Below are 26,645 nucleotides of genomic sequence, written 5' to 3' on the forward strand. Positions count from 1 at the left end.
CAAAATCATTCGGCATGCGTCAAGGCGGCAAGTGAATGAATCTCCGGCAGCGTACAGGCAGTACGGGATCGGGGTAAATGAACGCAGCCAACACAGAGGCATCCCGAAGGATGACGTGGAAATGACCGATGCCTCCTTCACCTGCCATTTAGTTGACAGATGATGCGCTCATGGATGAAACATTATTGTGAATAGATTATTTTCCTCACATGTGATGCCTTTCCGCGCCCTCATCGACGCTTGTTGGAAAGAAAAATATACCGCTTCGCGGTTTACTCGTGATGTGATTGCCGGGATTACCGTCGGGATTATCGCTATCCCGCTGGCGATGGCGCTGGCTATTGGCAGCGGGGTGGCGCCGCAGTACGGTCTCTATACCTCCGCGGTGGCGGGGATCGTCATTGCGTTAGCCGGCGGCTCGCGCTTTAGCGTTTCCGGGCCTACCGCCGCTTTCGTGGTGATCCTCTACCCGGTCTCGCAGCAGTTCGGGCTTGCCGGACTGCTGGTCGCAACCTTGATGTCGGGGATCTTCCTGATTCTTTTCGGCCTGGCGCGCTTTGGCCGCCTGATTGAGTATATTCCGCTATCGGTCACCCTCGGCTTCACCTCCGGGATCGGTATCACCATCGGTACCATGCAAATTAAAGATTTTCTCGGTCTGCAGATGGCGCACGTGCCTGAACATTATCTACAGAAAGTCGGCGCGCTGGCGATGGCGCTGCCGACCATTAATCCCGGCGATGCCGCCATCGGCGTTGTCACGCTGGGCACGCTGATTATCTGGCCGCGTCTGGGGATTCGTCTGCCGGGCCACCTGCCGGCCCTGCTGGCGGGCTGCGCGGTGATGGGCGTGGTCAACCTGCTTGGCGGGCACGTCGCCACCATTGGCTCTCAGTTCCACTATATTCTCGCCGACGGCAGCCAGGGCAACGGTATTCCGCAGCTGCTGCCGCAGCTGGTGCTGCCGTGGGATATGCCGGGTTCAGACTTCACCCTCAGCTGGTCCTCGCTGCAGGCGCTGCTGCCGGCGGCGTTTTCCATGGCCATGCTCGGGGCGATTGAGTCCCTGCTGTGCGCCGTGGTGCTGGACGGCATGACCGGCACCAAACACAAGGCCAACAGCGAGTTGATTGGCCAGGGGCTCGGCAATATCGTGGCGCCGTTCTTCGGCGGCATTACCGCCACCGCCGCCATCGCCCGCTCGGCGGCCAACGTCCGCGCCGGGGCGACCTCGCCGGTTTCCGCCGTGATCCACGCGCTGCTGGTGATCATGGCGCTGCTGGTGCTTGCCCCTCTGCTCTCCTGGTTGCCGCTTTCCGCGATGGCGGCGCTGCTGCTGATGGTGGCATGGAATATGAGCGAAGCGCACAAGGTCGTTAACCTGCTGCGCTATGCGCCAAAAGACGACATTATCGTTATGCTGATGTGCATGTCGCTGACCGTACTGTTTGATATGGTCATCGCGATTAGCGTCGGCATCGTGCTGGCTTCCCTGTTGTTTATGCGCCGGATCGCGCGGATGACCCGCCTGGCGCCGGTCAACGTTGAGGTTCCGGATGATGTGCTGGTGCTGCGCGTCATAGGTCCGCTGTTTTTCGCCGCCGCGGAAGGATTATTTACCGATCTGGAAACGCGGGTCGCAGGCAAGCGTATCGTGGTACTGAAATGGGATGCGGTGCCGGTGCTGGACGCCGGCGGACTGGATGCCTTCCAGCGTTTCGTGAAGAAGCTGCCGGAAGGCTGTGAGCTGCGCGTGTCGAACCTGGAATTTCAGCCGCTGCGCACCCTGGCGCGGGCAGGCGTTAAACCGATTCCGGGCCGCCTGAGCTTCTACCCGGACCGCAACGCCGCGCTGGCGGATATTTAATTACCCGGCGGCAGGCCCTGACGCCTGCCGCATCATCACGCCAATCGCCTGCTGAAGCCAGCCAAGCACCTCCGCCGTCATCCAGGTTCCCTTCATCAAATGCGGCTCCCGCGCCATGGCATAACGAAACTTCTGCTGCGTGTGGGGATCCGTTCCCGCATAAGACTGGAACAGCGCCAGCCAGCGCTGCGCCAGCTGCTGCCCCTCCGCCGATGCCGGGTCCCGCTTTTCACGACAGGCCCGATGCAGGTCGGCCACCAGCGCCGGCCACTCCATCAGGCGATCGAAATAGTGCTGCCGCGTAAACGCCAGCTCTTCGGCATTCAGATAGCGCGCCCAGATGGCCAGCTTGCTTTCCGCAAAGGCGCGGGTAATAAAATCAATCGTCTCCGGGGTCACCCCGGTTTGCTCGCGCATCTGCGGCTCGGCGGCGTGCATGTCATTCAGCCGGGTCAGAAACTCAGGCCTTCCGGCGGTATCCTGCTCCAGCTGCTCCATCCAGCGGGTTGCCAGCGCCATTGACTGCGGCGCGTCTGCCGGACAGCATTGGCGCATGAGCTGCTGCGCTTTGTTAACCAGCTCCAGCCAGATCTGATTGCGCTGCTCATCCTGCTCCGCGAACGGCAGCACCTGTAACTCCTGTTGACTAAACCAGCGATCGTACATTTTCATTAACTCCAGCGTTTGTAGCCAGGACTCCAGGTCGGGTTCGCCTCCGCTGTCCAGCTCTTCGCGCAGCAGCGCCAGGCGCTGGCGCAGCGTTGAGAGGGTTTGTAGCTGCCGGTCGAGGGTGGTTATCTGCTTAACCAGCAGATCGGACAGCGAGAAAGTGTCCCGGTCGAGATAGTCCTTGATAGTGGCGAGTTCCAGCCCGGCCTGCGCCAGCGCTTTGATCATATGCAGCCGCTTAACGGCCGCCAGATTATATAACCGGTAACCCGCCGCGCTTCTGGCCGAAGGCGTTAGCAATCCCGTTTGTTCATAGTGATGTAGCGTACGGACGGTTATTCCGGCGCGTTTCGCCAGTTCTCCCACCTGAATTAACATGATTGCTCCTTTCATCGGCCAGTGGCGCCACTCTGCAGCCTGACGTTACGTCAGGGTCAAGCGCTCAGTACCGGAATTGTATTAGGCAGACTGTGCCGATGAAAGATGAAGAGAGATAAGGAGGATTTGAGACAACAACAAGCGGGCAGCCTGAACGGACGGCGTTAAAACGCACCAGCCGTTCACAACGGCTGGTGGTATGGAATTCACTCAACTGTGGCGATGCTGATCGCGGCGGCAGCGTTTGTCGTAGTGGCGAACCCACCAGTATCTGTCGCTAACCTGTTCATGACCGCCGACGCGAGCGCCAGCCAGCCACAGTACCGCGCCGACAAAGATACTCAGGATCGCGCCGTGTGCGAAAAACTGCGGCAGGTCAAGCTGCGGAAGCTGGTTTAAAATAGAGTAACCAACGCCGACAACCATGACGACCAACCCCAACCCCATCAGCACATTACCGAGTAACGAAGCGTTTCTGCGTTTCATATGTCACCTCCGGAACCTTGGGTTGCATGGGAATATCCCCAAATCTTATAGGTGTAGTATAGACAATGAGCAATATACCGATTGCGTGAAGGATCACAGAAGCGAACATCTTGCCCACAAAAGTTTACAAATAACCCACTGAACAACATCAAATTCTAATTATTCAAACCCGTTATTACCTCTGTCAGCCGCGCTTCGCTGGCAGAACTTTGTCAACCGCGCGCGCAGACAGTACACTACGCGCCAGAGAACGACCCAAGCAGGATAAAAAAGTGAGCATAAAATTGATTGTCGGCCTGGCGAACCCCGGCGCTGAATACGCAGCGACCCGACATAACGCCGGCGCCTGGTACGTGGATTTACTGGCGGAACGCCACCGCGCGCCGCTGCGCGAAGAGAGTAAATTCTTCGGCTACACCTCGCGGATTAACCTTGCCGGCGAAGATGTCCGCCTGCTGGTGCCGACCACCTTTATGAACCTGAGCGGCAAAGCCGTCGGCGCGATGGCGACCTTCTTTCGCATTAACCCGGACGAAATCCTCGTCGCCCACGATGAGCTCGATTTACCGCCAGGCGTGGCTAAGTTCAAGCTGGGCGGCGGTCATGGCGGCCATAATGGCCTGAAAGACATCATCAGCAAGCTGGGCAATAACCCGAACTTTCACCGCTTACGCGTGGGAATCGGCCATCCGGGCGATAAAAATAAAGTTGTCGGTTTTGTGTTGGGCAAACCGCCCGCCAGCGAACAGAAGTTGATTGATGAGGCCGTTGACGAAGCGGCACGCTGCACCGAGGTGTGGCTGAAGGATGGCCTGACCAAAGCGACCAACCGTTTACACGCTTTTAAAGCGCAATAACCGGTCGGCGTGCGGAATTTTTGTCACGCACCGTGTATAATAGGCGAAGCTATTTACTTTTCTGCAATCTGTTCGCTGTAACAGGTTGATTATCCAAAGATTAAGGTGATTTAAATCATGGGATTCAAATGCGGTATCGTCGGTTTGCCCAACGTCGGCAAATCCACCCTGTTCAATGCGCTCACCAAAGCGGGTATTGAAGCGGCCAACTTCCCCTTCTGTACCATTGAGCCGAACACCGGTGTCGTGCCGATGCCCGATCCGCGTCTGGACAAACTGGCTGAAATCGTCAAACCGCAGCGTATTCTGCCGACCACGATGGAATTCGTCGATATCGCGGGCCTGGTAAAAGGCGCGTCGAAAGGTGAAGGTCTGGGCAACCAGTTTCTGACCAACATCCGCGAAACCGAAGCTATCGGCCACGTCGTGCGCTGTTTCGAAAACGACAACATCATCCACGTTAACAATAAAGTGGATCCGGCTGACGATATCGAGGTTATCAACACCGAGCTGGCGCTCTCCGACCTGGATACCTGCGAGCGCGCTATCCACCGCGTGCAGAAGAAAGCCAAAGGCGGCGATAAAGACGCGAAAGCCGAGCTGGCGGCGCTGGAAAAATGCCTGCCGCAGCTGGAAAACGCCGGTATGCTGCGTGCGCTGAAAAACCTGACAGAAGAAGACAAAGCGGCGATTAAATACCTGAGCTTCCTGACCCTGAAGCCGACCATGTATATCGCCAACGTCAACGAAGACGGCTTTGAGAACAACCCCTATCTCGATAAAGTCCGCGAAATCGCCGCCGCCGAGGGTTCGGTGGTCGTCGCCGTTTGCGCCGCCGTTGAGTCCGATATCGCCGAGCTGGACGATGCCGACCGCGATGAGTTTATGGCCGAGCTGGGTCTGGAAGAGCCGGGCCTGAACCGCGTTATCCGCGCCGGTTACGAGCTGCTGAACCTGCAGACCTACTTCACCGCAGGGGTGAAGGAAGTCCGCGCATGGACCATCCCGGTCGGCGCCACTGCCCCGCAGGCCGCGGGTAAAATCCACACCGACTTTGAAAAAGGCTTTATCCGCGCGCAGACCATCGCCTATGAAGACTTTATTACCTATAAAGGCGAACAGGGCGCCAAAGAAGCCGGGAAAATGCGCGCCGAAGGTAAAGACTACATCGTGAAAGATGGCGATGTGATGAACTTCCTGTTCAACGTCTAAGCTTTTCTTCGCAGTAACATCATCCATAAAATCCACGCGCTCGCGTGGATTTTTTTATTGCCCGCCATTGCCGTCAGTTCTGGCCCGCCGCCAGCGAATATTTCTTTATTTTGCGATACAGCGTGGCGATACCAATCCCCAGCTCGTCCGCCGCCTGTTTTTTATTACTGTAGCGCGAGAGCGCATCGCGGATCATCTGCCGCTCCATCTCTTCCAGCGCCGTCACGTTCTCCTCCTGAGCGAGGGTCGCTGCCGCGGAAGCAGAAGACGGCGGCTGACTCGCCAGCTCGCTGCTGCTCAGCAGATTGGGCGGCAGCAGCGACATATCGATGATTTCTCCCGACGGCACCACGTTGACCAGGTACTCCATCAGGTTGCTGAGTTCGCGAATATTGCCCGGCCAGCGGTAGCGTTTAAGGAAATCGATCACATCCTGCGCCACGCCGGGGTAAACGAGGTTGAGCCGGCCGGTATGCAGATGCAGGAAATAGTGAATCAGCAGCTCGATATCCTCCTGCCGTTCGCGCAGCGGCGGCAGGCGCAGCGGGATCACGTTCAGACGGTAATAGAGGTCCTCGCGAAACTTTCCTTCCGCGATGTACAGTTCAAGATTTTGATTGGTCGCGGAAATAATACGAATATCGACCTGAACCGGGTGGCTGGCACCCACCGGCTGAATCTCCCGCGATTCGATGGCCCGCAGCAGTTTGGCCTGTAGCGTAAGCGGCATATCACCAATCTCGTCAAGAAACAGCGTCCCGCTATTCGCCGCCTGAATCAGGCCAGTCTTACCGTTTGCCGATGCGCCAGTAAACGCCCCCTTCACGTAGCCAAACAGTTCGCTTTCTAACAGCTGCTCGGGTATCGCGGCGCAGTTAATCGCGATAAAGGGCTTTGCGTGGCGGTCGCTGAGCTTGTGGATTGCGCGGGCCACAACCTCCTTGCCGGTGCCGCTCTCGCCGGCAATCATCACGCTGGAAGGGCTCGGCGCCACGCGGCTGATCAGCTTTTTAAGCTGCCGCATGGGCCGACACTCTCCGACCATCGCCTCAATCTGTGGCCCTTCCTGCCCGCTGCTAAAATCGGCGGACGAGTGCGACTGATGGAACGCCATTAAAAATAGCCATTGATCCTGCACCGCGTGCAGTTGGCCGATAATGAGCTCCTTGCGATCGTCAAAGGAGATAATGTGCTGCATATGTCCGTGCTTGAAATTATCTTCGAAGGTCAACGGCTGAAACTGGATTGCCTTACCAATAACCTGTCCCTGCGTCACGCTCATTATTTTCAGCGCGGCCTGATTGGCAAATTTGACTATTTGATCGTTACCCACCACCAGCACGCCCTGATCCATATTTTCAATCATGGTTAAAAATATTTTATGGATATTGTCGCCGACCGCTCGTTCCTGTAAAAATCGGGAAACGAATATGGTTGATACATGGCGAACATAATCAGAAAACTCCTGGATATTCGCATTAATACGCTCCTGCTGCTCGCGCGTCAGCGCGACAAGGCTAATAACGCCGACGCAGCGGTCGTGATACATCACCGGGGTGCCAAGAAAGGCTTTCTCTTCACATTTATCTTTATTGTTACAGCCTTTGCAAAGGGGGTCGAAGCGGGAATGAGTGACGACCTTTTCGGTCTGTGTTTCAATAATGTAGCGAAGAAGCCGCGAGTTTGAATTTAATTTATAGCCAATCTGCTTACTATAAGCCCCGGTTCCGGCCACCCGGTATAATTCGTTATCGACAATTTCGACTTCCAGCTGGAGGACGCTGGAAAGCATCCGTGCAAACTTCTGAATTGTAGGCTGAATTTGCATTAAAATGGAGGGTGTTTTGGACGGTATCATGTATATCGGCCTTCTCATTATTGCGCACCTGAAGAGCGTCGAGCGCGGTGGCTTTATTTATGTTCTGCAGATGATATCACTCCCTTTGCCAGGGAGCATTGATATAGATAGGGCTAATCTCGGCACCTTATCTTAAATATGCAATAGGAATCACAATTTCTTATCATTATGATAAATTTATGGCGACTTTTATCATATTGGTGCGATGCGCAGATGATAATCCCATTATTCCTGACGCCAGCAATTGCCCATTACGCTGAAATTTATGGCGGGAGTAAAAACGTCCCCTCTCCCCGTCGCCAAATACTATCCTGAATTCGTGACAGACTTAGCATAATCCTAACCGTTCAATCCTGTCCGCCGCCTCTCCTCGAGAATTTGGCACGCTTATTGTTAGTGATAATACAGCGCTGGCAGTCGCTAATTCGGCAACTCTGCATATCCGACCGCACAGCAATCATTAAGCCGTCATTTACGACCAGGATTGAAACATGAAAACTGTTAACGAACTGATTAAGGATATCAATCAACTTAACTCGCATCTCAGTGAGAAAGACTTTCTGCTGACCTGGGAACAAACGCCGGATGAGCTGAAACAGGTGCTGGATGTCGCCGCCGCGCTGAAAACGCTGCGCGCTGAAAATATCGCCACCAAAGTGTTTAACAGCGGCCTGGGCATTTCCGTGTTTCGCGATAACTCAACCCGCACCCGCTTCTCCTATGCTTCCGCGCTCAACCTGTTAGGTCTGGCCCAGCAGGATCTGGATGAGGGAAAATCGCAGATTGCCCACGGCGAAACGGTGCGTGAAACCGCCAACATGATCTCCTTCTGCGCCGACGCCATCGGCATCCGTGATGACATGTTCCTTGGCGCGGGCAACGCCTATATGCGCGAAGTCGGCGAGGCGCTGGATGACGGCCACAAGCAGGGCGTGCTGCCGCAGCGTCCGGCGCTGATCAATTTACAGTGCGATATCGACCACCCAACGCAGTCCATGGCGGACCTCGCCTGGCTGCGCGAGCACTTCGGCTCGCTGGAGAACCTGAAAGGCAAGAAGATCGCCATGACCTGGGCCTATTCGCCGAGTTACGGGAAACCGCTTTCGGTACCGCAGGGCATTATCGGCCTGATGACCCGCTTCGGTATGGAGGTCACCCTCGCCCACCCGGAAGGCTATGACCTGATCCCGGACGTTATCGAAGTGGCGAAAAACAACGCACAGGCCTCCGGCGGCAGCTTCCGCCAGGTCAACAGCATGGAGGAAGCCTTTAAAGACGCCGATATCGTCTATCCGAAATCCTGGGCGCCGTACAAAGTGATGGAAAAACGCACCGAACTGCTGCGCGCTAACGACCACGAAGGGCTGAAGGCGCTGGAGAAAGCCTGCCTGGAACAGAACGCCGGGCATAAAGACTGGCACTGTACGGAAGAGATGATGAAGCATACCCGCGACGGCGAAGCGCTGTACATGCACTGCCTGCCGGCGGATATCACCGGCGTCTCCTGCGAGGCGGGCGAAGTCACCGAAGGGGTCTTCGAGAAGTACCGGATCCCGACCTACAAAGAGGCAAGCTGGAAGCCGTACATCATCGCCGCGATGATCGTCTGCCGCAAATACGCGAACCCGGGCAAGGTGCTGGAGCAGCTGCTCAAGGACGCGCAGAAACGCATCAAATAATCCCCCGGCTGGCCCACGGGCCAGCCCCACGACTGTCGAACTTCAAAGGATAAGGATCGAGTATGTCTGCTTTCTCATTGAAAATGGATATTGCCGAAAACCGTTTTTTTAACGCGGAGACTTCACCGCTGTTTTCACGCCAGCAGGCGCAGCAGGCTCGCCGCTTTCATCAAAAGATTGCCGGCTATAAGCCCACGCCGCTGGTGGCGCTGAACGAACTTTCCGCCCTGTTTGGCGTGCAAAAAATCCTCGTCAAAGACGAATCCCGGCGCTTTGGCCTCAACGCCTTCAAAATGCTCGGCGGCTCTTACGCCATTGCCCGGCTGCTATGTGAAAAATACGATTTAGATATCAACGACCTCTCCTTCGAAACGCTTAAATCCAGCATCAAAGAGAAGATGACTTTCGCCACCACCACCGACGGCAACCACGGCCGCGGCGTGGCGTGGGCGGCCCGCCAGTTAGGCCAGAACGCGGTCATCTATATGCCGAAAGGCTCCGCGCAGGAGCGGGTTGACGCCATTCTGCGACTCGGCGCGGAATGCATCGTCACCGACATGAACTACGACGACACCGTCCGCTTTACCATGCAGACCGCGCAGAAAAACGGCTGGGAGGTGGTGCAGGACACTGCCTGGGAAGGTTACACAAAAATTCCGACCTGGATTATGCAGGGCTACGCCACCCTCGCCGATGAAGCGGTAGAACAGCTCTCCTCAATGGGTATCGCCCGCCCTACGCACGTGCTCCTGCAGGGCGGCGTGGGCGCGATGGCCGGCGGCGTGCTGGGCTATCTTGCCGACGTCTACGGCGCAAAGCATCTCCATTCCATTATCGTCGAGCCGGAGCTGGCCGACTGTCTCTACCGCTCTGCGCTGAAGGGCCAGATGGTCAACGTCAGCGGCGATATGGCGACCATTATGGCCGGCCTTGCCTGCGGTGAGCCCAACCCGCTGGGCTGGGAAGTGCTGCGCAACTGCGCCACGCAGTTTGTCTCCTGCCAGGACGCCGTCGCCGCCCTCGGCATGCGAGTGCTGGGAAACCCGACGGGCCAGGATCCGCGCATTATTTCCGGCGAATCCGGCGCTGTCGGTCTCGGCCTGCTGGCGGCGATTCATTTCCATCCGCAGCGCGACGCGCTGATGCACAAGCTCAAGCTGGACAGCCGCTCCGTGGTGCTAGTGATTAGCACCGAAGGCGACACCGACGTTAAGCACTATCGCGAAGTCGTCTGGGAAGGCAGGCATCCGGCGGCGCAGTAGCCGACTTGGCAAAATTCCTCCCGCCGTGCGGGAAGCTCGTATTCAGAACTGGAGAACATCGTTATGGCTAAGCAAATTCCGTTCAACGCAATCCTGGAAAAATCAAAACAGTACGAAAAAGAGATGACCCGTTTCCTGCGCGATATGATCGCTATCCCCAGCGAAAGCAGCGATGAGAAGCGCGTGGTGCACCGCATTAAAGAAGAGATGGAAAAAGTCGGCTTCGATAAAGTTGAAATCGATCCGATGGGCAACGTGCTGGGCTACATCGGCCACGGCCCGCGTCTGCTGGCGATGGACGCGCACATTGATACCGTCGGTATTGGCAATATCAAAAACTGGAACTTCGACCCGTACGAAGGTATGGAAACCGATGAGCTGATCGGCGGACGCGGCGCGTCTGACCAGGAGGGCGGAATGGCCTCCATGGTATACGCCGGTAAAATTATTAAAGATCTGGGCCTGGAAGATGAGTATACCCTGCTGGTCACCGGTACCGTTCAGGAAGAGGATTGCGACGGCCTGTGCTGGCAGTACATCATCGAACAATCCGGCATACGTCCTGAATTTGTGGTCAGCACCGAGCCCACCGACTGCCAGATTTACCGCGGGCAGCGCGGGCGTATGGAGATCCGCGTGGAGGTTCAGGGCGTCAGCTGCCACGGCTCCGCTCCGGAGCGCGGCGATAACGCCATCTTCAAAATGGCGCCGATCCTGACCGAGCTGGAGCAGCTTTCGCAGAAGCTGGGCTATGACGAATTCCTCGGCAAAGGCACCCTGACCGTTTCCGAGATTTTCTTCACCTCGCCGAGCCGCTGCGCGGTGGCGGATAGCTGCGCCGTCTCCATCGACCGCCGTCTGACCTGGGGCGAAACCTGGGAAGGCGCGCTGGATGAAATCCGCGCGCTGCCGGCGGTGAAAAAAGCCGCCGCGGTGGTCTCGATGTACAACTACGAGCGTCCCTCCTGGACCGGCCTGGTCTACCCGACCGAATGCTACTTCCCGACCTGGAAAGTGGAAGAGAACCACTTCACCGTCCGCGCCCTGAGCAACGCCTATGAAGGGCTGTTCGGCAAAGCGCCGGTGGTGGATAAGTGGACCTTCTCCACCAACGGCGTCTCCATTATGGGCCGCCACGGCATTCCGGTTATCGGCTTTGGGCCAGGGAAAGAGCCGGAAGCGCATGCGCCAAATGAGAAAACCTGGAAATCGCATCTGGTGACCTGCGCCGCGATGTATGCCGCCATCCCGCTGAGCTGGCTGGCCACGGAGTAATCGTTCGTCCTGTCTGCCGCCGCGTCCTGCGGCGGCATATTGAGGTTTCTATGCGCGTACTGATTAAAAATGGCCTCGTCGTCAACGCCGACGGCCAGGTGAAGCAGGACCTGCTTATCGAAGATGGCCTCGTCAAGCGCCTTGCCGATTCAATTGAGGCCGAACAACCCTGCGAAGTGATTGACGCCGAGGGCTGCTACGTGATGCCCGGCGGCGTCGACGTTCATACCCATTTCAATATTGACGTGGGTCTCGCCCGCAGCTGCGATGATTTCTTTACCGGCACCCGGGCCGCGGCCTGCGGCGGTACCACTACCATTGTTGATCATATGGGCTTCGGGCCCGTCGGCTGCCATCTACGCCACCAGTTCGAAGTCTATCGCGGCTACGCCGCCTATAAAGCCGTTATCGACTACAGTTTTCACGGCGTTATCCAGCACGTTAACCACGGCATTCTCGACGAGATTCCGATGATGGTGGATAGCGGCATCAGCAGCTTTAAGCTCTATCTGACCTACCAGTACAAACTCAACGATGATGAGATATTGCAGGCGATGCGCCACCTCCAGCGCGCCGGCGCGCTGACTACCGTGCATCCCGAAAACGATGCCGCCATCGCCCAGCGCCGGGCTGAATTTATCAACGCCGGTAAAACCGCGCCGCGCTATCACGCCCTGAGCCGCCCGCTGGAGTGCGAGGCGGAAGCCATCGCCCGAACCATCAACCTTGCGCAGCTGGCGGGTAACGCGCCGCTGTATATCGTGCATCTTTCCAACGCCCTAGGTCTGGAATATCTACGCCTGGCCAGAAGACGCCGCCAGCCGGTGTGGGTGGAGACCTGTCCGCAGTATCTGCTGCTGGACGAGCGCTGCTACGAGCGCGAAGACGCGCTTAACTATCTGCTCAGCCCTCCTCTGCGCAACGCCAGCAACAACGATGCGCTATGGAGTGGTATCAGCAATGGCGACATTGACACGGTCGCCACCGACCACTGCGCGTTCTCAGCACAGCAGCGCAGGCAGATCTCCGGCGGCGACTTTAGCCGCTGCCCGAACGGTCTGCCGGGAGTGGAAAACCGCCTGCTGCTGCTGTTCTCGCATGGGGTCATGAGCGGGCGCATCACCCCCGAGCGCTTTGTGGCGCTCACCAGCGCCAATCCGGCGAAGCTGTTTGGCCTGTGGCCGCAGAAGGGCTTGCTGGCGCCCGGCGCCGATGGCGACGTGGTGATCATCGACCCCAAACGCACCACCACCATTCGCCACGACATGCTGCACGACAACGCTGACTATTCACCCTATGAGGGCTTGATCTGCCAGGGCGCGATTCGCCAGACGCTCTCCCACGGCAGGGTGATTTTTGATAACGGCACCTTTAGCGGCACCGCCGGGCAGGGCCGTTTTTTACGCCGACAACCCTTTTCCACCGCTCACCTGGCCGTCAGCGGAACAGAAACGTAATGAGAGGATGCTATGAGTAAAAAAATTGTTCTCGCTCTCGGCGGGAATGCGCTGGGCGACGATCTCGCCGGACAGATGCAGGCCGTACGGCACACCGCGCGGACGATCGTCGATCTTATCGCCCTTGGCCATCAGGTGGTAGTGACTCACGGTAACGGCCCGCAGGTGGGCATGATCAACCAGGCCTTTGAAGCCGCGGCCAAGACCGAGGCCCACACGCCCATGCTGCCGATGTCGGTCTGCGTGGCGTTGAGCCAGGGCTACATCGGCTACGACCTGCAGAACGCGATTCGCGAAGAGCTGCTGTCGCGCCAGCTGGATATTCCAGTGGCGACCCTGATAACCCAGGTGGAAGTGGACGCTAACGATGAAGCTTTTCTTAATCCGACCAAGCCCATCGGCTCGTTCTTCAGCAAAGAAGAGGCCGAAAAGCTGAGCCAAAACGGCCACATCATGAAAGAGGATGCCGGGCGCGGCTACCGTCGCGTCGTGGCATCGCCTAAGCCGGTCGATATTATCGAGAAACAAACGGTAAAAGCGCTGATGGATGACTGCCACGTGGTGATCACCGTCGGCGGCGGCGGCATTCCAGTGATTCGCGAGGGTAACCATCTGCGCGGCGCCAGCGCGGTCATCGACAAGGACTGGGCCAGCGCGAAGCTGGCGGAGACGATCGACGCCGACCTGCTGATCATTCTCACCGCCGTGGAAAAGGTGGCGATCAACTTCGGTAAACCTGGCGAACAGTGGCTGGATAACCTCTCCCTGCGCGATGCCGAACGTTTTATCGCAGAGGGACACTTTGCCAAAGGCTCGATGCTGCCGAAAGTGGAAGCCGCCGCCGCCTTCGCCCGCTCCCGGCCGGGACGCCAGGCGCTGATCACCATGTTAAGCAAAGCCAAAGAGGGTATCGAAGGGAAAACCGGCACCATCATTAGCCAGTAAGCCACGCGTTGCCGGGCGCCTCCCGGCAACATTTCCCCTGGCAGGACCTCAGATTTCCACCGCCTCCACGGCATATTCCTGCTGGCCCGCCTGTTTCACCTGGTTCATCAGCCCCCCCGGCGCGCCGTTTTTCACCTGCAGGATTTCCGCCAGTACGCTGATAGCGATCTCGTTTGGCGTCTCGGCGCCGATGTCGTAGCCAATCGGCGCCCGCAGGCGGCTGATATCCGCCTCCGGCACGCCGTTCTCCCGCAGCTGGCGTACAAAGGCCTGCACTTTCCGCCGACTGGCCAGCAGCCCCAGCCAGGCGACCGGCTGGGTTATCAGCCTGTCCAGCGCCTCCCAATCCTGGTTGTTGGTGGCAATCAGCACGAAATCCTGCGGCCGTACCGCCATCGCCTCCACCACGTCCGTGAAGCTGGCGGCGTGCGCCAGCCGCGCCGAAGCGGGGAAAGCGTCGGGACAGAGGCTTGCGGCATAGGTATCGCCGACGCAGATATCAAAATCCAGCAGCGCCGCGGCGTGGGCAACCGCGCGGTTAACGTGCCCGGCGCCGACCAGCAGCAGGCGCGGGCGCAGGCCGTGAACGCTGATGTATACCGACATCGCGCCGCCGCAGTCGGAGCCCACGGCGTCGCTGCCGGTGCGCGCCATACGGCCGTGAAACATTCGCGATTCCCGCTCGCGCAGCGCCGCCTGCGCCGCATCGATAACTTTACGCTCTACCATCCCGCCGCCAATGGTCCCCACAATCGAACCGTCCTCTCGGATCAGCATCTGAGCGGCGTGTCGGGGGGTGGAGCCCCGGCTTTCAACAATCTGCGCGAGGGCAAAGGGGCGGTTCTGTTCTTCAAGCCGTGCTGCTTCTGCGAAAATATTCATACCAACCTCAAAGGCAATTTCTTTTACGGTTTTGGGGATTGTCTGCGATATTGCCCGGCTTCTCAGTTTGAGAGCTCACCCTCCGTTGAAAATACCGTCGCAGCGACCGATTATGGCTATGCAATATTTATACTGCCCCGCCGTTTTTTATCGCGAATTGTGAATCAGGTCATTTTTTTAGCCCTGGCGACGTTGAAATTAGGCTATCGCGCCGATTATTCCGTCAACCGCCGAGCCAAATTTCCGCCGCCCGCTGAAAACGCCGCCGGGCGGCCCGGGTAAATTATCATTCTGATATTTGCGATCTGATTTTGAGAAATCTCACCCGCTCAAAAAACGTATTGATTTGAGTTCTCATTCCCCAACGATGAAATTATTCACGCCGCGGCGTTGAGTTTCGACCTGGTTCACAAATTAATTATTCCGCCGCCGCGGTTTGAATAACTGGTGTGATTGTTGCTCCTCTTCCGTTATCCGTCGGGATGATGACCACCGGCAATGTCGATCTTACAATGATATCTAAGGAGTGGGTTATGGGAGATATAATGCGTCCCGTGCCGTTTGAGGAGCTATTAACGCGCATTTTCGATGAGTATCAGAGTCAGCGATCTATTTTTGGCATTCCTGAACAGCAGTTTTATTCGCCGCAGGCGCAGCGTTCGATCGGCGTATTCGGCGAAAGCTGCGCCACGCCTCTCGGCCCGGCTGCCGGGCCGCACACCCAGCTGGCGCAGAACATTATTACCGCCTGGCTAACCGGCGGGCGGTTTATAGAGCTGAAAACCGTTCAGATCCTTGACCGCCTGGAGCTGGAAAAGCCCTGTATCGATGCGGAAGATGAGTGCTTCAATACCGAATGGTCCACTGAATTTACCCTGAAAAAAGCCTGGGATGAGTACCTGAAAGCCTGGTTCGCCCTGCATCTGCTGGAGCAGGTCTTTCCGCTGGCGACGAACAAAGAGAGCAAGTCGTTTATTTTCAATATGAGCGTCGGCTACAACCTTGACGGTATTAAGCAGCCGCCGATGCAGGAATTTATCGACAACATGATGGACGCCTCCGCGCATCCTAAATTCGCCCAGTACCGCGACACGCTGAACCGCTGGCTGCAAAATAAACCCTTTATTGACAGCCTGCCAACATGCGCGCGCAAAGACGGGCTGGACAACCTGGCGCAGCGCGTACCGGCCAGGCTGGTCCAGGGCGTCACCCTCTCGACGATGCACGGCTGCCCGCCGGATGAGATCGAAGCCATCTGCCGCTATATGCTGACCGAGAAAAATCTCAATACCTTTGTGAAGCTCAATCCGACCCTGCTCGGCTATCCGCGCGTGCGCCAGATCCTCGACGCCTGCGGCTTCGGCTATATCGGCCTTAGCGAAGCGTCGTTTGACCACGACCTTAAGATCGACCGGGCGCTGGAGATGCTGACGCGCCTGATGGCGCTGGCGAAGGAGCGCAGCCTCGGCTTTGGCGTCAAGCTGACCAACACCCTCGGCACCGTCAACAACAAGGGGGCGCTGCCCGGGGATGAAATGTATATGTCCGGGCGCGCGCTGTTCCCGCTCTCTATCAACGTGGCCGCCCTGCTCTCGCGGGCGTTTGACGGCAAGCTGCCGATCTCCTACTCCGGCGGCGCCAGCCAGCTCAACATTCGCGAGATTTTCGACACCGGTATTCGCCCTATCACCATGGCCACCGACCTGCTGAAGCCGGGAGGATATCTGCGCCTGAGCGAGTGCATGCGCGAGCTGGAGAAAGCCGACGGCTGGAACATGACGCAGATCGATGTCGAGCGCCTCAACGCGCTGGCGGAAAAAGCGGTGAGCATGGACTACACCCAGAAACAGTGGAAGCCGGAAGAGCGCATTGATACCGGCGAGCCGCTGCCGCTGCTGGACTGCTACGTCGCCCCCTGCGTGACGGCCTGCGCCATCAAGCAGGATATTCCGGAGTATATCCGCCTGCTGGGCGAGCATCGCTACGCCGACGCGCTGGAGCTGATCTATCAGCGCAACGCTTTACCGGCCATCACCGGCCATATCTGCGATCACCAGTGCCAGTACAACTGTACGCGGCTGGATTACGACAGCGCGCTCAACATCCGCGAACTGAAAAAAGTGGCGCTGGAGAAAGGCTGGGACGCGTACCGTAGCCGCTGGCATAAGCCCGCGGGATCCGGCTCCCGGCACCCGGTAGCGGTGATCGGCGCAGGCCCTGCCGGTCTCGCCGCCGGCTACTTCCTCGCCCGCGCCGGGCATCCGGTCACGGTTTTTGAACGTGAAGCCAACGCCGGGGGCGTGGTGCAGAATATCATTCCGCAGTTCCGCATTCCCGGGGAACTTATCCAGCACGATATTGATTTTGTCGTCGCCCACGGCGTCAAAATTGAATACGGTTGCGATCCGCATCTGAGCGTGGAAAAGCTGCAGGCGAAAGGTTTTCGTTACGTGCTGGTCGGCACCGGTACCGATAAAAACAGCGGCGTGAAGCTGGGCGGCGACAACCAGAACGTGCATAAGTCGCTGCAGTTCCTGCGCCAGTTTAACCGCGGCGCCGAGCTGAATCTGGGCAAACATGTGGCCGTGGTCGGCGCCGGCAATACCGCGATGGACTGCGCCCGCGCGGCGCTGCGCGTACCGGGCGTGCAGAGCGCGACCATCGTCTATCGCCGTTCTCAGCAGGAGATGCCCGCCTGGCGCGAAGAGTACGATGAGGCGCTGCTCGACGGCGTCGGCTTCGAGTGGCTATGTAACCCGGAACAGTTTAACGCCGACGGAACGCTCGTCGTACGCGTCATGAAGCTGGGCGAGCCGGATGAGAAAGGCCGCCGCCGTCCGGTAGAAACCGATGAACTTCGCACGCTGAAAGTCGACTCCCTGATTACCGCCATCGGCGAGCAGCAGGACGGCGAAGCGCTGTCGGCAATGGGGATCCCGCTCGACCCGCAGGGCTGGCCGGTGGTCAACGCCGATGGCGAGACCAGCAAGCCGAACGTCTTCCTGATCGGCGACGTTCAGCGCGGCCCCTCATCTATCGTCTCCGCTATCGGCAACGCGCGACGGGCCACGGACGTGATTCTGGCCCGGGAAAATATCGCCAGCCGCTACGGAAACAAAGTCTGGAACAATGTCGATCCGGCGAAGGTGTACCAGCGCAAAGGCGCCATCGCCGTCACCCTGGTGGATAAAAACCAGCGCGAGGCTTTTGTCGAGCAGGAAGCCAGCCGCTGCCTGGAGTGTAACTACGTGTGCAGCAAGTGCGTCGACGTCTGTCCGAACCGCGCCAATATTTCCGTGGCCGTCCCGGGCTTCCAGAATCGCTTCCAGACCCTGCATCTGGACGCTTATTGCAACGAATGCGGCAACTGCGCTCAGTTCTGCCCGTGGCAGGGAAAACCGTATAAAGACAAAATCACCGTGTTCAGCCTGGAGCAGGATTTTGTCAACAGCACCAATCCGGGCTTCTTCGTCGCGGGCGCCAGCGTCAAAGTGCGTCAGGACGACCAGACGTGGCAGCTGGAAATAAACGACCGCGGCCAGTTTAACGAGGTACCGGCTCAGTTGGATGCCATGTGCCGCATCATAAGCCATATTCATCAGCACCAAAGCTATCTTCTGGGAGGCGTTGAAGTATGAGTATCCTGATCCTGAAAAATGCCACCGCCGCGCAGATCTATCCGGCGAAAGTGTGGGAGAACGTCGATATCGCCATTGAGAATGATAAAATTCTCGCTGTCGGCCCCGGCCTGTGCCAGCGCTATCCGCAGGCGCAGGTGAAAGAGATGCGCGGGCAGCTGGTGATGCCCGGCATGGTCTGCTCGCACAATCACTTTTATTCCGGCCTTTCCCGGGGGATTCAGGCCAATATCGCCCCCAGTCCGGACTTTATCTCCACGCTGAAAAACCTGTGGTGGCGCCTTGACCGGGCGCTGGACGAAGAGTCGCTCTACTACAGCGGGCTGATCTGCGCTATGGAGGCCGTACGTAGCGGCTGCACGGCGGTTATCGATCACCATGCGTCGCCCCACTATATCACGGGCTCCCTGAGCCAGCTGCGCAACGCCTTCCTCAAAATCGGGCTGCGCGGGATGACCTGCTTCGAAACCACCGACCGCAACTTTGGCAGCCGCGAGCTGCGCGACAGCGTTGAGGAGAACATTCGTTTCGCCAGAGAGATCGACGCCGCCCGCGAGAAGGGAGACCAGCCTTATCTGGTCGAGGCCCATATCGGCGCCCATGCGCCGTTCACCGTGCCGGATGAAGGTCTGGCGATGCTGGGCGAAGCGCTAAAAGCCACCGGCCGCGGCCTGCATATCCACGCGGCGGAAGACCGCTACGATGTCTCTCACAGCCATCACCTTTACGGCAAGGATCTGCTGGCGCGGCTGGCGGAGTTCGGCCTTATCAACAGTAAAACGCTGATTGCTCACGGTCTGTACATCTCCGATGCTGACGTGGAGCTGCTCAATGCGCAGGACGGTTTCCTGGTGCACAACGCGCGCTCCAATATGAACAACCACGTCGGCTACAACCACCGCCTGCCGCAGATCCGCAATCTGGCGCTCGGTACCGACGGCATCGGTTCCGATATGTTCGAGGAGATGAAGTTTGCCTTCTTTAAACACCGCGACGCCGGCGGGCCGCTGTGGCCGGACAGCTTCGCGAAGGCGCTGAGCAACGGCAATGAACTGTTGAATCGCAACTTCAACGCCCGCTTTGGCCGCCTTGAGGCGGGCTATAAAGCGGACCTCACCCTTTGCGACTATATGGCGCCGACGCCGCTTATCGCGGAAAACATCGCCGGGCATATCGCTTTCGGCCTGGGGTCAAACAGCGTGCGCAGCGTCATGGTGAACGGCGTGATGATCTACGAGGATCGCCAGTTCAGATTCGACTGCGAGCCGATATTCCGCGAAGCGCAGAAAGTGGCGAAAAAAATGTGGGCGCGAATGGACGCGCTCCCCGCGTAGCCCGCGTAAAAACGCTAAACCGGCCTGGCAAGCCGGTTTTTTTTGCTGACAGAACGCGGGCGTGTGAAATTGCCCGGGGGCTTCCGCGCCGCCGGGCGCAACGTTTACAGCGACAGCAGCGCGGCGGTGGCGATATTGCGCTGCTTTTGCAGCGCGCTGAGCTGCTCTTCGGTCATGATAATCAGCGCCGCCGTCGGGCAGACGTCAACGCAGGCGGGGCCGCGCTCCCGGGCGCCGCAAAGATCGCACTTAACGATAACCGGCGTCAGGCCGGCCGCCACCTCGATGGCAATCGCCCCAAACGGGCAGGCGATCGCGCAGCTCTGGCAGCCAATGCAGCGCCCGCCGTCGGCTTCCACCTTCTCCGCCCCCATGCTCAGCGCCCCGGTCGGGCAGGCGCCCACGCAGGGCGCGTTCTCGCACTGATGACACATCACCGGTACGCTAAGATCGTCGAGGCGCATCACCTTCAGGCGGGGGTGAAACTCCGCCCCCGGCGCCACGTGTTCCAGCGCACAGGCTACCTCACAGGTCCGGCAGCCGATGCAGGCCTGCGAACTGGCAACGATAAAACGGGTCATATCTCCTCCCGGGCCGTGAATTGCGCCAACATCTCGCTGGCCGCCTGCCGCCCGGCGACCATGGCGGTGACCACCAGGTCCGCGCCGGTCACGGCGTCGCCGCCGGCAAAGATTTTGTCATGGCTGGTTTGCGTCGTTCCGCGCCCTTTGCCGCCGGTGACTATCTGCCCCCAGCGGTCCAGCTTAATGCCGTGGCCGCGCAGCCACGGCATCTCGTGAGCCTGAAAGCCAAACGCCATAATGAGCACATCGGCTTTAAGTTCAAACCCGGAGTCCGGGATCGGCTGCGGCCGGCGGCGGCCGTCCGGGCCCGGATCGCCCATCTTCGTGCGGATCATCTCCACCGCGCAGACCTGCCCCTTACGGTTGAGCTGAATGCGCTGCGGCTGCACGTTAAACTCAAATTTCACCCCCTCTTCCCGCGCGTTCACCACCTCTTTTTTCGACCCGGGCATGCTTAGCTCATCGCGACGGTAGGCGCAGGTTACGCTCTCGGCCCCGCGACGAACGGCGGTGCGCAGGCAGTCCATCGCCGTATCGCCTCCGCCAAGCACCACCACGCGTTTCCCCTTGATGTCGGTCAGCGGATACTCGGCGCTCTCTTCGAGCCCCATCACCTCGCGGGTGCTGGCAATCAGAAACGGCAGCGCCTGAATCACGCCGGGGGCGTTCTCTCCCTCCAGACCGGCGGCCATCAGACCGTAGGTGCCCACGCCGAGGAAAACGGCGTCATAGTTTTTCAGCAGATCGGCAAAAGCCACGTCGCGTCCCACCTCCTGGTTGAGATGAAAATTGACGCCCATGGCGCTAAAAACGTCGCGCCGCCTCTCAAGCACGTTTTTATCCAGCTTGAACGGCGGAATACCGAAGGTCAGCAGGCCGCCGATTTCCGGATGGCGATCGAAGACGTCAACGTGCACGCCCGCGCGCACCAGAATATCGGCGCAGCCCAGTCCGGCGGGCCCGGCGCCAATCACCGCCACCCGCTCCGGGCGCGGGGCCACGTTGTCGATGGTCGGTCGCCAGCCCATCGCCAGCGCGGTATCGGTGATATAGCGCTCAAGATTGCCAATGGCGACCGAGCCGCCCTCGTTCTTTAAGGTGCAGGCCCCTTCGCACAGCCTGTCCTGCGGACAGACGCGGCCGCAAATCTCCGGCAGGGAACTGCTTTGATGGCACAGTTCCGCCGCCTCGATAATCTTGCCTTCGTTCACCAGGCGGATGAAATCGGGAATGTGGTTATGCAGCGGACAGATCCAGTTGCACCACGCCTTCTGTGCGCAGTAGAGGCAGCGTTCGCTCTCATATTCCGCATCGCGCTCGCTCAGCGGCTGATAGATTTCGCCGAAATGCCGCAGGCGGTCATCGGCGGGCACTTTTTTCGCCCCAACGCGCGGAGGTTTATTGAGTATCGCATTACGTCTCGCACCGCGAACGCCCTCCAGCGGTCTTTCCAGCGCGGAGCGGATCTGCCGCGCGGTGCGCAGCTGGTTAACGGCGGCTTCATCCATCAGGCGCAGCGCCTGGGTTGGACAGCTGGCTACGCAGGCCTGCTGGCCGGACGGGTGCTGACGGCAAAGATCGCACTTCTGCGCCAGCTGCGGCGCGTCGTCATCGTTGGCCACCATCTCAATGGCGCCAAAAGGACAGGCGATGACGCAGTTTTTACAGCCGATGCACAGCGCCTCGGTAAACTGAACGCTGTCGTTAGCCACGCTCAGCGCCTGAGTCGGGCACGAGCCGACGCAGGGGGCGTCGTTGCAGTGGCGGCAGGTCGTCGCGCTGCTGGCCTTGCGGTTGAAGAACACGCGGATGCGCGGAAGAAAGTCGCTGCGCTGCTGGGGCCAGCTGTCCTGGCGATGAGAGGTGACGCAGGCCACTTCACAGGCGTGGCAGCCAATACAGTTTGCAGAATCGGCAACGATAAATTTATTCATTTGCTTCCCTTTATTATTCCAGGACTCACCGGGGAGCAATGCAATAATCAGACGCTTTTTTAAAAGCGATTAATATGCCGCTCATTTTTGCGAGCAGCCTCAAAAAAACGGCTTTATTCCCGCTTAGCGACTCGATAAATATCCCCTGCCGCGGAGCGATGATGTTTTCCTTCACCCGGGTTTAATCATGTTGATAATTCACCGTATCGATCGCGATACCAAAATGAGATTCTGCCTATCTCAATGTGATAGCGCGCGTTTATTTATCGCGGGGCGTCTTGCAGGAAATTTCAGACTGGAAGATATTCCGCCCTTTTCGCGTGAGTTATTTCACACAATTCCCCATCAATTCCCTCAGCGCTTATTTTTGGCACAGCTTACGCATATCCCTCATTGTGCGCGCAACACGCTGATGAACGTATCGGCTCAGGGAGGCAGCGGCCTTCGAATCGTAACTTCAACTTTGTCCTCGCTTATACAGAGTGAAGTCGTACAGGAGATAACAACTTCATGAAAGATATCGCCAATTCCGCCTCACGAAACGGGAGCTCGACCGCGCCGGTCGATGAAGTTTTACCCGTTACGCAAATGATTCTTTATGGGCTACAGCACGTGCTGGTGATGTACGCCGGCGCCGTCGCGGTTCCGCTGGTGGTGGGCAACGCGGTAGGGCTCCCGCCGGAACACATTATTTTACTCATCAGCGCCGACCTGTTTATCTGCGGCGCGGCCACCATCGTGCAGTCGCTGGGGGTCGGTAAGTGGCTCGGCTGTCGGCTGCCGCTTATCCAGGGCTGCACCTTCGCGGCGCTAATCCCGATGGTGCTGATCGGTAAGGAGTACGGGATCGGCGGTATTTCCGGGGCGGTGATCGTGTCCGGTATATTCATCCTCTGCTGCGCGCCGTGGATTAGTAAGCTCATCCGCTTCTTTCCCAAGGTGGTGATGGGCAGCATCGTCACGCTTATCGGCATGTCAATTATGCCGGTCGCAGGCGGATGGATTGGCGGCGGCAGCAGCGAAATGAGCGGCTTTGGCGCCCCCTTCTCGCTGCTGATGGCGGCGATTACGCTGGTGATTATTCTCAATATTTACACCTTTGCCTCCGGCGTCGTGAAAAACACGTCGGTGCTGATCGGTCTTATCATCGGCACCGTACTCTGGAGCTGCTTTAAGCCTCTCGACTTTAGCCTCGTCCACGCCACCCCCTGGCTCCATCTACCGACCCTGATGCCCTTCGCCAAACCTGAGTTTCACATTATTCCCGTCGCCCTGCTGTCGATGGTGATGGTGGTGGTAATGGTGGAAACCATGTCCTCGATGATGGCGACCGGGGATATCGTCGGGAAAAAGGTGGACGCGAAGATGCTGCGCAACGGCCTTAACACCTGCGGTATCGCGACCACTATTTGCGGCTTCTTCAATCTGTTTCCCTACGCCGCGTTCGCGCAGAACGTCGGCCTGATCGGTTTAACCGGGGTGCGCAGCCGTTTTGTGGTGTCGGTCTCCGGCATCATTCTGATTCTGATGGGCGTGTTCTCAAGGATGGCGGCGCTGGTGGTGCTGATACCGAAACCGATCCTCGGCGGCGCGGGCATCGTCATGTTCGGTATGGTGGCGGTGTCCGGTATCCGTACCCTGGGGCAGGTCAACTACCGCAACAATAATAACGGTATGGTGGTGGCATTAACGCTCGGCCTCGGCATGATGCCGGTGCTGGTGCCCAACTTATTCACCCAGTTTCCGCCGATGGTTCAGCTGTTTCTGCACAGCGGGATTACGATCGGTACCCTGACGGCTATCGTCGCCAACCTCACCCTCAACGGCAGCGTACCTTTGCGCGTTAACCACGAAACGCCGGTCCCCGATCCGGCCCCGCCAAGCTCGGCGGCGCGCAACATGGCCGTCAGAACCGTCAGAATGTGGCTCCTGCTGCGCAAAGTTCAAAAGGAGAGACAGCCGGAAGAAGCCCAGGAGGGGTAATGATGCTCACCAGACTCCTGTTCGCATTGCTAACCCTGCTGCTGCTGGCGATCCCCGTCGTGCAGCAGGGGATCGCCCAGGGCCTGAACGGCCGCTTTAGTTTTGCCCTGCTGTTCTAAGGTTAAGGACCCTTGCTATGAAGAGAATAACGACCGTCTGCCCCTACTGCGCCTCCGGCTGCAAAATGCAGCTCACGGTAGAGGAGGGAAACATTACCCGCGCCGACGCCGCGATGGGAAAAAACAATCAGGGCACCCTGTGCCTGAAGGGCTACTACGGCTGGGATTTTATTAACGATACCCAGATCCTCACGCCGCGCCTGAAAACCCCGATGATCCGCCGCCAGCGCGGCGGCAGGCTAGAATCCGTCTCCTGGCATGAGGCGCTCGATTACGTCGCCACCCGTCTGAGCGCCATTAAAGAGAAGTATGGGCCGGACGCGATTCAGACCACCGGATCTTCGCGCGCCACCGGCAATGAAACCAACTACATCATGCAAAAATTCGCGCGCGCCGTTATTGGTACCAATAACGTCGACTGCTGCGCTCGCGTCTGACACGGCCCTTCGGTTGCAGGTCTGCACCAGTCGGTCGGCAACGGCGCGATGAGTAATGCCATCACCGAGATCGATAATACCGATCTGGTGTTTATTTTCGGCTATAACCCGGCGGATTCGCACCCTATCGTGGCGAATCATATCCTCAACGCCAAACGCAACGGGGCGAAAATTATCGTCTGCGATCCGCGTAAAATCGAAACCGCGCGCATTGCCGATCTGCACCTTGCCCTGAAAAACGGCTCCAATATTGCGCTGCTCAACGCCATCGGTCACGTCATTATCGAAGAGGATCTGTACGATAAATCCTTCGTCGCCGGGCGTTCCGAAGGCTTCGACGCGTATCGCAACATCGTCGAAAGCTATACGCCGGAATCGGTGGAAGCCATCACCGGCATCAGCGCCAGGCAGATTCGCGAATGCGCGCGGCTGTACGCCACCGCCGGAAACGCCATGATTCTATGGGGAATGGGGGTGACCCAGTTCTGGCAGGGCGTCGAAACGGTGCGCTCCCTGACTAGCCTGGCGATCCTCACCGGCAACCTGGGGAAACCGCACGTCGGCGTTAACCCGGTACGCGGCCAGAACAACGTCCAGGGGGCCTGCGACATGGGCGCGCTGCCCGACACCTTTCCGGGCTATCAGTATGTGAAATTCCCGGAAAACCGGGAGAAGTTCGCCAACGCCTGGGGCGTCGAGAGCCTGCCGGAGAACCCCGGCTACCGCATCAGCGAGCTGCCGCACCGCGTGGCGCGCGGTGAAGTGCGGGCGGCGTATATCATGGGGGAAGATCCGCTGCAGACCGACGCCGAGCTTTCCGCCGTACGTCAGGCCTTCGAGGATTTGGAGCTGGTTATCGTCCAGGATATTTTCATGACCAAAACCGCCGCGGCGGCCGATGTGATTCTGCCCTCGACATCGTGGGGCGAGCATGAGGGCGTCTATACCGCTGCGGACCGCGGCTTCCAGCGTTTTTTCAAGGCGGTAGAGCCGAAGTGGGATCTGAAGACCGACTGGCAGATCATCGGCGAGATCGCCACCCGCATGGGTTATCCGATGAAGTACGACAACACGCAGCAGATCTGGGATGAGCTCCGCCAGCTGTGTCCCAACTTTTTCGGCGCGACCTACGAGAAGATGGGAGAGCTGGGCTACGTGCAGTGGCCGTGCCGCGACGAGTCGGAGGCGGACCAGGGCACTTCGTATCTGTTTGCGGAGCGCTTCTCAACGCCGAACGGGCTGGCGCAGTTCTTCACCTGTGAATGGCAGGCGCCGATCGATAAGCTGAGCGACGAGTATCCGCTGGTGCTCTCCACGGTGCGCGAAGTGGGCCACTACTCCTGCCGCTCGATGACCGGCAACTGCGCGGCGCTGGCCAAACTGGCGGACGAACCGGGATACATCCAGATCAACACCGCCGACGCCAAACGGCTCGGCATTGAGGACGAAGAACTGGTGTGGGTTAACTCGCGCAAAGGCAAGGTGATTTCCCGGGCGAAGGTCAGCGACAGGCCGAATAAAGGGGCGGTCTATATGACCTACCAGTGGTGGATCGGCGCCTGCAACGAGCTGGTCACCGAGAATCTCAGCCCGATAACTAAAACCCCGGAGTATAAGTACTGCGCGGTTAACGTTGAGCGCATTGCCGATCGGCAAGCCGCCGAACGGTACGTTATTGATCAATACAACCAGCTGAAAACCCGTCTGCGCGACAGCGCCGCAGGGTAAAAAATATCGCCCCGCGGTGCGCACCCCGGGGCGATAGTGTCTCTTCTCATTCCCTTCGCCA

At 58.6% G+C, this 26,645-nt stretch carries 17 protein-coding genes and 1 pseudogene; 12 read left to right on the forward strand and 6 right to left on the reverse strand.

Features of this window, described 5'->3' with window-relative positions; translation table 11 throughout:
• Nucleotides 1-187: 187 nt before the first annotated feature.
• A complete protein-coding gene (gene dauA, locus KOSB73_RS18920; protein ID WP_074181134.1) occupies nucleotides 188-1,867 on the forward strand; it encodes a C4-dicarboxylic acid transporter DauA in 1,680 nt (559 codons plus the stop codon).
• Here the strand turns inward: dauA and KOSB73_RS18925 are convergent, their stop codons facing one another.
• Entirely contained in the window at nucleotides 1,868-2,914 is a 1,047-nt protein-coding gene (locus KOSB73_RS18925) for a MerR family transcriptional regulator (protein ID WP_049133206.1), read from the reverse strand. It abuts the gene before it with no gap.
• A 210-nt stretch (nucleotides 2,915-3,124) separates the two neighbouring features.
• The gene (gene ychH / locus KOSB73_RS18930; protein ID WP_004121828.1) at nucleotides 3,125-3,400 is read right to left on the reverse strand and encodes a stress-induced protein YchH; all 276 of its coding nucleotides are present in this window, start codon (nucleotides 3,398-3,400) and stop codon (nucleotides 3,125-3,127) included.
• A 272-nt stretch (nucleotides 3,401-3,672) separates the two neighbouring features.
• Between ychH and pth the strand changes: the two genes are divergently transcribed.
• Entirely contained in the window at nucleotides 3,673-4,257 is a 585-nt protein-coding gene (gene pth / locus KOSB73_RS18935) for an aminoacyl-tRNA hydrolase (protein WP_004121831.1), read from the forward strand.
• Nucleotides 4,258-4,374: 117 nt separating this feature from the next.
• On the forward strand, nucleotides 4,375-5,469 hold the full coding sequence (ychF, locus tag KOSB73_RS18940; protein WP_004133353.1) for a redox-regulated ATPase YchF: 1,095 nt from the start codon (nucleotides 4,375-4,377) through the stop codon (nucleotides 5,467-5,469).
• 73 nt (nucleotides 5,470-5,542) lie between these two features.
• On the opposite strand, the gene KOSB73_RS18945 is transcribed toward ychF, so the two are convergent.
• Entirely contained in the window at nucleotides 5,543-7,327 is a 1,785-nt protein-coding gene (locus KOSB73_RS18945; RefSeq protein WP_024357857.1) for a sigma 54-interacting transcriptional regulator, read from the reverse strand.
• Nucleotides 7,328-7,818: 491 nt separating this feature from the next.
• Here KOSB73_RS18945 and ygeW point away from each other — a divergent pair, with 491 nt between their 5' ends.
• The 5 genes from ygeW to arcC all read left to right on the forward strand — a co-directional run bounded on the left by ygeW (nucleotide 7,819) and on the right by arcC (nucleotide 13,945).
• Entirely contained in the window at nucleotides 7,819-9,006 is a 1,188-nt protein-coding gene (gene ygeW, locus KOSB73_RS18950) for a knotted carbamoyltransferase YgeW (protein ID WP_004133351.1), read from the forward strand.
• A 62-nt stretch (nucleotides 9,007-9,068) separates the two neighbouring features.
• A complete protein-coding gene (gene dpaL / locus KOSB73_RS18955; RefSeq protein WP_098140833.1) occupies nucleotides 9,069-10,268 on the forward strand; it encodes a diaminopropionate ammonia-lyase in 1,200 nt (399 codons plus the stop codon).
• A 63-nt stretch (nucleotides 10,269-10,331) separates the two neighbouring features.
• Nucleotides 10,332-11,543 (forward strand): YgeY family selenium metabolism-linked hydrolase, encoded by a 1,212-nt coding sequence (locus KOSB73_RS18960; protein WP_024357855.1) that lies wholly within the window; start codon nucleotides 10,332-10,334, stop codon nucleotides 11,541-11,543.
• A gap of 50 nt (nucleotides 11,544-11,593) precedes the next feature.
• The gene (hydA, locus tag KOSB73_RS18965; protein ID WP_098140835.1) at nucleotides 11,594-13,000 is read left to right on the forward strand and encodes a dihydropyrimidinase; all 1,407 of its coding nucleotides are present in this window, start codon (nucleotides 11,594-11,596) and stop codon (nucleotides 12,998-13,000) included.
• Between the two features lie 12 nt (nucleotides 13,001-13,012).
• Nucleotides 13,013-13,945 (forward strand): carbamate kinase, encoded by a 933-nt coding sequence (arcC, locus tag KOSB73_RS18970; RefSeq protein ID WP_049086755.1) that lies wholly within the window; start codon nucleotides 13,013-13,015, stop codon nucleotides 13,943-13,945.
• Nucleotides 13,946-14,050: 105 nt separating this feature from the next.
• On the opposite strand, the pseudogene KOSB73_RS18975 reads toward arcC, so the two are convergent.
• Nucleotides 14,051-14,827: pseudogene (locus tag KOSB73_RS18975) on the reverse strand (XdhC family protein); the annotation flags it as partial.
• Nucleotides 14,828-15,360: 533 nt separating this feature from the next.
• On the opposite strand from KOSB73_RS18975, the gene ygfK reads away from it, so the two are divergent.
• Together ygfK and ssnA are read left to right on the forward strand one after the other, a co-directional pair.
• Entirely contained in the window at nucleotides 15,361-18,465 is a 3,105-nt protein-coding gene (gene ygfK / locus KOSB73_RS18985; protein WP_049088163.1) for a putative selenate reductase subunit YgfK, read from the forward strand.
• A gap of 2 nt (nucleotides 18,466-18,467) precedes the next feature.
• Nucleotides 18,468-19,799: a putative aminohydrolase SsnA gene (ssnA, locus tag KOSB73_RS18990; protein WP_165775023.1), complete on the forward strand. Its 1,332-nt coding sequence runs from the start codon at nucleotides 18,468-18,470 to the stop codon at nucleotides 19,797-19,799.
• Between the two features lie 104 nt (nucleotides 19,800-19,903).
• Here the strand turns inward: ssnA and KOSB73_RS18995 are convergent, their stop codons facing one another.
• Entirely contained in the window at nucleotides 19,904-20,380 is a 477-nt protein-coding gene (locus KOSB73_RS18995; protein ID WP_064410994.1) for a 4Fe-4S dicluster domain-containing protein, read from the reverse strand.
• On the reverse strand, nucleotides 20,377-22,317 hold the full coding sequence (gene ygfT / locus KOSB73_RS19000; protein ID WP_098140839.1) for a formate-dependent uric acid utilization protein YgfT: 1,941 nt from the start codon (nucleotides 22,315-22,317) through the stop codon (nucleotides 20,377-20,379). Before ygfT ends, KOSB73_RS18995 begins: the two co-directional genes overlap by 4 nt.
• A 510-nt stretch (nucleotides 22,318-22,827) precedes the next feature.
• Here ygfT and KOSB73_RS19005 point away from each other — a divergent pair.
• Nucleotides 22,828-24,300 (forward strand): nucleobase:cation symporter-2 family protein, encoded by a 1,473-nt coding sequence (locus KOSB73_RS19005; RefSeq protein ID WP_004133613.1) that lies wholly within the window; start codon nucleotides 22,828-22,830, stop codon nucleotides 24,298-24,300.
• 136 nt (nucleotides 24,301-24,436) lie between these two features.
• A complete protein-coding gene (fdhF, locus tag KOSB73_RS19010) occupies nucleotides 24,437-26,584 on the forward strand; it encodes a formate dehydrogenase subunit alpha (protein ID WP_077253451.1) in 2,148 nt (715 codons plus the stop codon).
• The last annotated feature ends 61 nt before the right edge of the window (nucleotides 26,585-26,645 follow it).

It is taken from the genome of Klebsiella grimontii (assembly GCF_900200035.1).
GTDB lineage: Bacteria > Pseudomonadota > Gammaproteobacteria > Enterobacterales > Enterobacteriaceae > Klebsiella > Klebsiella grimontii.